Source organism: Streptomyces sp. NPDC127119, assembly GCF_042677425.1.
GTDB lineage: Bacteria > Actinomycetota > Actinomycetes > Streptomycetales > Streptomycetaceae > Streptomyces.
In genome coordinates this window covers 36,830-44,464 of the sequence record NZ_JBHXTO010000079.1, presented here as the reverse complement: position 1 = coordinate 44,464, position 7,635 = coordinate 36,830, and the positions used below count along the sequence as shown (strand labels likewise).

General features: G+C 73.1%; 6 protein-coding genes. 4 read left to right on the top strand and 2 right to left on the bottom strand.

Annotation, left to right across the window (positions count from 1 at the left end; translation table 11 throughout):
• Window positions 1-2,622: LuxR C-terminal-related transcriptional regulator (locus ACFVH5_RS28155; protein WP_385836534.1), on the top strand; the 2,622-nt coding region annotated here is incomplete at its 5' end.
• Between the two features lie 101 nt (window positions 2,623-2,723).
• Here the strand turns inward: ACFVH5_RS28155 and ACFVH5_RS28150 are convergent.
• Entirely contained in the window at window positions 2,724-3,518 is a 795-nt protein-coding gene (locus ACFVH5_RS28150) for an SDR family NAD(P)-dependent oxidoreductase (RefSeq protein ID WP_385836532.1), read from the bottom strand.
• Window positions 3,519-3,882: 364 nt separating this feature from the next.
• Here ACFVH5_RS28150 and ACFVH5_RS28145 point away from each other — a divergent pair, with 364 nt between their 5' ends.
• Complete coding sequence (locus ACFVH5_RS28145) at window positions 3,883-4,221, top strand: hypothetical protein (RefSeq protein WP_385836531.1); 339 nt, start codon at window positions 3,883-3,885, stop codon at window positions 4,219-4,221.
• Window positions 4,222-4,474: 253 nt separating this feature from the next.
• Here the strand turns inward: ACFVH5_RS28145 and ACFVH5_RS28140 are convergent, their stop codons facing one another.
• Window positions 4,475-5,404 (bottom strand): LysR family transcriptional regulator, encoded by a 930-nt coding sequence (locus tag ACFVH5_RS28140; protein WP_385836530.1) that lies wholly within the window; start codon window positions 5,402-5,404, stop codon window positions 4,475-4,477.
• 125 nt (window positions 5,405-5,529) lie between these two features.
• Between ACFVH5_RS28140 and ACFVH5_RS28135 the strand changes: the two genes are divergently transcribed.
• Together ACFVH5_RS28135 and ACFVH5_RS28130 are read left to right on the top strand one after the other, a co-directional pair.
• A complete protein-coding gene (locus ACFVH5_RS28135; protein ID WP_385836529.1) occupies window positions 5,530-6,666 on the top strand; it encodes a tartrate dehydrogenase in 1,137 nt (378 codons plus the stop codon).
• Window positions 6,641-7,585 (top strand): NAD(P)-dependent oxidoreductase, encoded by a 945-nt coding sequence (locus ACFVH5_RS28130; protein WP_385836527.1) that lies wholly within the window; start codon window positions 6,641-6,643, stop codon window positions 7,583-7,585. The genes ACFVH5_RS28135 and ACFVH5_RS28130 overlap by 26 nt, the downstream gene beginning before the upstream one ends.
• Window positions 7,586-7,635 lie beyond the last annotated feature (50 nt).

The following is a 7,635-nucleotide window of genomic DNA, read 5'->3' as shown; positions in this document are numbered from 1 at the left end:
CCCTTCCGGGCGGGGCCCGTGCTGCGGGTAGGGGCCTGTCGTGGGGTGTCCGCGCTGCCCCTGCGGGGTGTGCCCGCGCGGGGGTGTGCCGCCGCGGGCCCGCGGGGCGGGCGGACCGTCGGCGTCCCGGACCCCGGGACGGCACCTGAGTGGCTGCTCCGGTCGCTGACCGACGCCGCCGCGGGCTCGCCCCTGCTGGTGTGCGTCGACGACGCGCACCTGTGGGACGCTCCCTCGCGGGCCGCCCTGGGCTTCGCCGCCCGGCGGCTGCCCGCGACCGGGCCGGTGCGGCTGCTCCTCACGGTCGCCGGGCAGCACGCGGCCGATCCCGACTTCGCCGCACTGCCCGTCCTGACCCTCGCACCGCTGCCGTCGTCCGCCATGGACGCCCTGCTCGACGACACGGCGTACGGGCCCGTCGACCCGGCCGTCCGCACGGAGTTGCTGGACGAGGCCGACGGCAACCCCGCCCTGCTGCGCGCGCTGGTGGCCGGGCTGTCCCCCGCCGAGCTGTCCGGTGAACACCGGTTGCCGTGGCCGCTGGCCGACACCGAAGCGCTGCGGAGTGTGGCAGGCGCGCATCTGGCGAGGTTCTCCGCCGCCGCTGGTGAACTCCTCCTGCTGGTGGCGGCCGCGCACGAGCACGATCCGGAGGGCGTCGGCGCCGACGCCGACCTGGTGCGCGGGGCGGCGGCGCGGCTCGACCTGGCGCGGGCCGCACTCGGTTCGGACCGGCTCCCGGACGTACTCGTGCTGTCCGACGGCCGGTTCCGCTTCACCAGCCCCCTGATCCGCGGGGCCGTCCATGCCTGCGCTCCCCCCGACCGGCGGCGTGCGGCGCACCGGGCACTCACCTCCGTTCTGGCGAGCGAGGGGCACGGGCTCGTCGCGCTGCTCCATCGGGCCTGGTCGGTCGCCGGGCACGCTCCGGCGTTGGCGGATCAGCTGTCCGCCGCCGCGGCCGACCCGCGCGTCGCCGCGTCCCGCGCCCAGCGTTCGATGGCGTACGCCCGCGCCGCGGAGCTGACGGCGGACCGGCGCGAGCAGGCGGAACACCTGACCGCGGCGGCCGGGCAGGCGCTGCTCGCGGGCCGGGCCCGGATGGCCCGCCGGTTGGTCGGCCGGGCCCGTGACGGCGCACTGCCCGCCGTCGTCCGGGGGCGTTCGGCCCGGGTGCGGGGCATTCTCGCGTTGCGTGACGGCCCCGCGGCCGACGCCGGTGAGACCCTGCTGCTCGCCCGCTCCCTGCTCGCCGACGACGATCCCGCGCACGCCCTGCTCGCGGGGCTCGCCGCAGCGGAGGCCGCCTGGGCCACGGGAGACGCCGTCGCCTGTCTGCGAGCGCTGAACGCGGCCGACCGTACCCCGGTGGAGACGGTGACGGTGACGGCCCCCACCGCCGAACCGGACAGCCTGCCACGGGACTACCTGCACGGCATGCGGGCAATGCTGGAAAGGGACTTCGGCCGGGCCATTCCCCGGCTGCGGCACGTGGTCGAGCACGCCTGGGAGGAGGACGGGCCGGAGCGGCTGCTGTGGTCGGGCGCGGCGGCCCTCCTCCTGGGGGACGTGTCCGCCGCCTGCCGGATCGGCGCGCGGACCCTCGCGGCGGCCCGCTCCCACGGCCCGGAGTCGGCCGTGCCACGGGCCCTGGAGCTGCTGGCCTACGCGGAGTTGAGGACGGGGCAGCACGCACGGGCCCGGGCGCACGCGGAGGAGGGACTGCGTACCGCACACCGGTACGGGCAGAGCAATGTGGCGGCCCACCACCATGCCGTACTGGCCCTGGCGGCGTCGATCGCGGACGAGTCGACGCTCGTCGCACACCACGCCGGCGCCGCGCTGGCCACCGCACGGCGTCACGGTCTGATGCAGGCGACCACCCTCGCCGAATGGGCCGCGGGCCGCGCCGACCTGGGGCGCGGTCGTCCGTTCGAGGCGGCTGCCCGGCTCGGCCCGCTGGTCCACCCGGGCCCGGACGGCGGTCACTTCGCCGTACGCATGCTGGTCATGCCCTGCTATGTGGAGGCCGCGGTGCTCGCCGGGCAACGGGAGGACGCGCGCGCGGTCGTCGAGGAGTTCGCGCTGTGGGCGCACTTCGGTGCCGACGTGCAGGCACCCGCCCAACTCGCCCGGTGCCGGGCGCTGGTGGCCGACGCGGACCGGGCCGACGGGTTGTACGGGGACGCCCTCGTCCTGCACGCGCAGGCGGGCGGCGACTTCGAGCAGGCGCGTACGCAGCTGCTGTACGGCAAGTGGCTGCGCAGGCGGCGCAGACTCCGGGAGGCGGGCGGCTGTCTGCGGGCCGCGCTGGTCGCCTTCGAGCGGTGCGGCGCCCGGATCTGGGCCGACCAGGCGCGGGCCGAACTCAGGGCGAACGGGGTGGCACCGGCCGCGGCGCGGGCCGGAGTGCTGGAAGGACTCACGCCTCAGCAGCTGCGGATCGCGCGCTGTGTGGCCGAGGGCGCCACGAACCGGGAGGTGGCGCTGCGCCTGACCGTGAGCACCCGCACGGTGGACTATCACCTGCGGAAGGTGTTCGCCGTGCTCGGGGTGCGTTCACGGGTCGAGCTGTCACGGATGGTCGAGCGGCCGGGCAGGGACGGCCCACGCCCTGCGTGAGAGAGCCGGGGAGTGTCTGCGGGAGCAGGCGCGGGCCGGCCGTGTCACAACAGGCGCCTCACAGGCACGCGCCTCACAGCAGGATCGTCACGGCAGGATCGTCACGGCAGGATCGAGTCGACGTATCCGCCGTCGACCCGCAGCGCGCCCCCGGTGGTGGCCGACGCCTGGTCGGAGCTGAGATACACGACCATGTTCGCGATCTCCTCCGGCTCGATCAGCCGTTGCAGCAGGGACTGCGGACGGTGCTCCTTCATGAAGGCACGCTGGGCCTCGTCCCACGGAAGGTCACGGTCGACGAGCCCGTACACGAAGTCCTCGACGCCTCCCGTGTGCGTGGGGCCGGCGATGACGGAGTTCACCGTGACGCCCGTGCCCGCCGCCTCTTTCGCGAAGCCCCGGCTCACCGCGAGCAGGGCGGTCTTCGACATGCCGTAGTGGATCATTTCCGCGGGGATGACCACGGCCGAGTCGCTGGCGATGTTCTGGACGCGCCCCCAGCCCCGCTCGGTCATGCCCGGCAGGTACGAGCGGATCAGTCGCACGGCCGCCAGCACGTTGACCTCGAAGTAGCGGCGCCATTCGTCGTCGGTGATCTCCAGCGGGTCCGCGGACCCGAAGATCCCGAGGTTGTTGACGAGGATGTCCACCTGCGGCAGGGCGTCCACGACCTGCGCCGCCCCCTCTTCGGTGGTCACGTCCGCCGCCACGGGCACCACGTCCGCGCCGGGCACGTCCTTGGCCAGCCGGGCCGCACTCTCCTCGGCACGCTGTTCGCTCCGGCCGTTCACGGCGACGCGGGCGCCGGCCCGTGCGAGGCCGGTGGCGATCGCCGCGCCGATTCCCTGGGTGGACCCGGTGACCAGTGCCGTGCGGCCGGTCAGATCGATGCGCATCTCGTACGCCCCTTCCTCTGCGTTCGTCGGCTGGGTACCCCATTCAGCCACTCCTGCAACAAGGGACGCCTGTTCAGAACCCCCGGATGGTCGTCGGGTCGCCGGTCGTCGGGTGATCGGCCTGCGCGCGAGTTGCCCTCCTGGCAGCCGGGCGAGACGGCGGGAGTTGCCTCGCCGACGCGCCAGGAGGGCAGGGCCGGAACCACTGAAGATGTCGGCGATGCGGCTCCGGCCGGCCTTGGCAGTCGGTCAGGGCTCGGGGGCCGGGAGCCTGCGGTGTGCGGCCGAGAGCCCGACCGCGCCTGCGCCGAGCCTAGAGGAGGAGCGGCGATGATCGGAAGCAAGGCCGCTGACATGACTCGGGGTGACCACGGACCGGGCGGAGGGCCGCCTCTCGTTTGGACTGTCGGCCGCGGCGATCGGCCGGCCGCTCATGGTCGAGGACCTCCAGGGGGCCGTGCCCCCGTGGCCCCTGTTCGGCCCGCTGGCCCGGGAGCGCTTGTCCACGGTGGGCGCCATCTCTGCGTTTCCGCTGGTGGAAGGCCATGCGCACCTGGGGACGGCGGACATGCTGCGCTTCGAGGCCGGTCCGCTGGGCGTCGAGGCGGAAGAGGACGCCAGGCTGGCCGTCCGGGCGGCGGCGCTCACCTGCTCACCTGCTCACCTGCTCACCTGCTCACCGCGAGGATCACCCCCGTACTGAACGTCCACTGGCAGCGCACCCATGGGGCTACCGTCGTGATGGCCGAGCAACTGGGCATCACGCCCGCCGAAGCGCCGTCACGGCTGCGATCCACGGCCCTGGGGACAGGGCGCCCCCTCCCCGACCTGACGGAGCACGTCCTGTCCCGGCACGGATAGGTACGGCTGGGCACGCATACGGCTGACCGCCCAGGCACGGCCGACGAGTATGCCGTACAGGGCAACCCAGCATTTCCCAGTCAGAAACAGTCGTGTCAGACCGATCGTGCCAATCGTCCCGGCAGCCGTGCCGCCAGGTGCTCGATCAGCTCGGTCACGCGCCGGGGAACATGTCCGTCGTCTTCGAGCAGGGCATAGATGTCGGCCGCGGGCGTCGGGACGTTCGGCAGTACGCGGACAAGGTCGCCGCGCTCGATATGGGGCCGGACCTGCCACTCGGAGCGCATGATCACTCCTCGGCCCTCCAGCGCCCAACCGGTCACGATGTCCCCGTCGTTGCTCTGCAGCGGACCCCGCACCCGCACATGGTGCGGATCGCCGACGTCGCCGAACCGCCAGAGCGCGTAGTCCCCCTCGTTCTCGCGCAGCACGATGCAGTCGTGCCGTGCCAGATCCTCCACGCAGGTGGGCGCGCCGTGCCGTGCCAGGTACGCGGGCGACGCGCACGGCACCCGGCGGTTCTCCGCCAGCCGGCGCATCCGCAGTGAGGAGTCCGGCGGACTTCCCACGTGAACGGCCACGTCGAAGGTCCGCCGATGCGGGCGCAGGGGCAGCGCCGACGTGTTCAGCTGCACCTGGAGCTGGGGGTGCGCCGCCGCGAACTCCGCGAGCAGCGGGGCGACATGGGCTCGCCCGAGACCCAGGGTCGCCTGGACGACCAGGGCGCCGCGCAGTTCCCCGGACCGTTCGGTCACCAGGTCCTCCAGCTCGCGGAGCCGGTCGAGGATCGAGTCGAGCCCGTTCGCGTACAGGGCACCCTCCGAGGTCAGGACCAGGCGGCGGGTGCCGCGCTGGACGAGACGCACGTCGAGACGGCTCTCCAGTGCGCTGAGCCGCTTGCTGACCACCGGGAGGGACCAGCCGAGCCGGCGCGAGGCCGCCGTGAGCGTCTCGCTGGCTGCCACGACCTGGAAGAACTTCAGGTCGTCGACGGACATCTTCGTGGGGCTGCCGCCCGAGTCCATACCGTCTCCTGTCCGGCCGGGTTTTCCGCTGAGGAAAGTCTAGGTTGCCCCGCGGGCCGTTGTGGCGGGCAGCGCCGGAGCCCACAGTGAAGAGCCGCACACGCATCGAGCTAGGAGCAGCAGTCGTGCCACAGCGTTACCGCATCGCCGCCGTGCCCGGGGACGGCATAGGCCGGGAAGTCGTTCCCGAGGGGCTGCGGTGCCTGCGCGCCGCGGCCGACGCGTACGGCTTCGTCCTCGACGTGGAGGAGTTCGACTTCGCCAGCGCGGACTACTGGACGCGCCACGGGGAGATGATGCCGAAGGACTGGCACAGCGTGCTGGGCGGCTTCGACGCGATCTTCTTCGGTGCGGTCGGCTGGCCCGAGGTCGTCCCCGACCATGTGTCGCTGTGGGGAAGCCTGCTGCAGCTGCGCCGCGGCTTCGACCAGTACGTCAATCTGCGGCCGGTCCGGCTGCTGCGGGGTGTCCGCAGTCCGCTGCGCGACCACGGTCCGGGAGACATCGACTTCTACGTGGTGCGTGAGAACACCGAGGGCGAGTACTCCAGCATCGGCGGGCGGATCTTCGAGGGCACCGAGCGCGAGACCGTACTGCAGGAGACCGTGATGACCCGTGTCGGCGTCGACCGGGTGCTGCGGTACGCCTTCGAACTCGCCGATTCCCGGCCGCGCAGGCAGCTGACCTGGGCGACCAAGAGCAACGGGATCTCCATATCCATGCCCTACTGGGACGAGCGGGCGAGCGAGATGGCGCTGCGCTATCCGCGGGTGTCCGCCGGCAAGGACCACATCGACATCCTGGCGGCCAAGTTCGTGCTGCGGCCCGAGCAGTACGACGTCGTCGTGGCGAGCAACCTGTTCGGTGACATCCTCTCCGACCTGGGCCCGGCCTGTACCGGCACGATCGGGATAGCGCCGAGTGCGAACATCAACCCGGAGCGGACCCGTCCGAGCCTCTTCGAGCCCGTCCACGGCTCGGCCCCCGATATCGCGGGGCGCGGCATCGCCAACCCGGTCGGGCAGATCTGGAGCGGCGCGATGATGCTGGAGCACCTGGGCGAGGCCGCTGCCGCGGCGGACATGGTCGCCGCCATCGAGTCGGTCCTGGAGGGTCGGCCGGACGTCCTCACGCCGGACCTCGGCGGCAACGGGACGACGACGGCGCTCGGCTCGGCCGTCGCACACCGGATCGGCCACGGAGCAGGCCGCACGACGGTGGAGGAGGCGGCGGAGCGTGCCACGCGTCCTGATCACCACTGACTATCTGCGTCCCGGCGACGAGGTGGACGACTACCTGCGGGCGGCCGGTCTTGAGACGCGCCACGTTCCGATGGTCGGACGCCGCGATCCGGAGGACCTCGTGTCCGCGCTCGACGGGATCGACGCGGCACTCGTCGCGAACGAGCCCCTGACCGCCGGGGTACTGGCCCGTGCTCCGCGACTGCGGGTGGTGGTGCGTACGGGTGTCGGGTACGACTCCATCGACGTCGAGGCCGCGCGCCGCCTCGGTGTCGGAGTGAGCAACCTGCCCGGGATCAACGCGAACGCCGTCGCCGAGTACACGCTGGGTCTGCTGCTCGCCTCCGCGCGGCGGCTGGTCCACAGTGCCACGGGCGTGCTGGCCGGAGGGTGGCCGCGCGAGGACGGTCACGAGCTGCGCGGGGCGATACTCGGCCTCGTCGGCTTCGGCGCCGCCGCGCGGGCCGTCGTACCTCTGGCCAGGGTGTTCGGGATGGACGTGGTGTGCAGCACCGGTGTCCCCGAGGGCCTGCGCGGTGACCTCGCGGTGCGGTTCGTGTCCTTCGCCGAACTGCTGGCCGTCTCCGACTACGTGTCGATCCACACCGCGCTGACCGACAGCACCCGGGGCATGTTCGACGCCGCCGCGTTCGCGCGGATGAAGGAGACGGCCTTGCTGGTCAACACCGCCCGCGGGGCCGTCGTCGACGAGCGGGCGCTCGCCGACGCGGTCCGGACGGGCGGCATCGCGGGTGCGGCACTCGACGTGGTGACACGGGAACCCCTCCCGGCGGACAGCCCGTTGCGAGACGTCGACGGCATCACCGTCTACTCCCACCTCGCAGGCCAGACCGCGCAGGCCCGCCGAGCGGCGGGCCTGGCGGGCGCCGCCGAACTCGTGGCGGCGCTCGAAGGTCGGGCCCGGTTCACCGTCAACTGACGGCGGCGGCCGGGATCACTGACAGGATGCCGGGGAACCGGCGGGCGGCT

Excerpts from the sequence above, each read along its gene's own strand:
- ACFVH5_RS28150 (WP_385836532.1), bottom strand. The coding sequence starts at position 3,518 with ATGCGCATCGATCTGACCGGCCGCACGGCACTGGTCACCGGGTCCACC.
- ACFVH5_RS28140 (WP_385836530.1), bottom strand. The coding sequence starts at position 5,404 with ATGGACTCGGGCGGCAGCCCCACGAAGATGTCCGTCGACGACCTGAAG.